1 protein-coding gene is annotated in these 817 nt (G+C 74.1%); it reads left to right on the forward strand.

What is annotated here, in order from left to right; translation table 11 throughout:
* Positions 1 to 817 (forward strand): MFS transporter (locus tag QQK25_RS23250; RefSeq protein ID WP_284190088.1); only part of this gene is annotated, 817 nt, incomplete at both ends.

Genomic DNA, 817 nt, shown 5'->3' on the forward strand with positions numbered 1-817 from the left:
GCCCATCTCGGCCGGCGCATTGCCCTGCGCGTGCGGCTGCTGGCCGCCGCCCTGCTGCTCGCCTGCGCCAGCAGCCTCACCCTCAGCCTGCAGGCCTTGCCGGGCTTTTCGGAGCAGCTCGCCCCCGCCCTCGACGCCAAGGCCGCAGCGCTGGGCCGGCTGCTGGCCGGGCGCATCGACAACGCCGTCGATCTGGGCATCCCCTTCGAGCACCTGGCCGGCGTCGGCGACTACTTCGACGACACCCTCGCCCGCCACCCGGAGATCCTCGCCTTTCAGCTGGAAGGCCGCGGCCGCAACGACCACGCCAGCCGCAGCGGGCAGGCCGGCAGCGAGGTCGTCACGCCCATCGCCGCCCAGCCCGGCGCGCGGGTGCGGGTGATCACCGACGCCGACGTGGTGGCCCGGGAGCTGCGCAGCCTGACCCTCGACCTCGCCATCGTCTTTGTGGTGGCGGTGGTGCTGTTCAACGAAGCCCTCGGCGCGATCCTCGCCGGAGACGAACTCGCCCTCGCCGCCCGCCTCGCCCGGCTGGCCCTGGCCCGGCTCTCGGTGTTCCTGCTGATCCTGTCGGAAGAGCTCACCCGCGCCTTCCTGCCGCTCCACATCGCCAGCCTCGCCCCGGCCGACGCCGCGGCCATCGGGCTACCGATCTCCGCCTACATGCTCAGTTTTGCGCTGTTCACCCCGTTTGCCGGGCGCTGGGCCGAGCGCTACGGCGTGGCCCGCACCTTCGCCGCCGGCGCCCTGCTGTCGGCGGCCGGCTTCGGCTGGGCGATGGCCGGCGGCGGCTACTGGGCCTTCGTGGCCGCCCGCT

Origin of the sequence: Zoogloea oryzae, from assembly GCF_030161255.1 — a bacterium.
In the GTDB taxonomy this organism is placed as follows: Bacteria; Pseudomonadota; Gammaproteobacteria; order Burkholderiales; family Rhodocyclaceae; genus Zoogloea; species Zoogloea oryzae.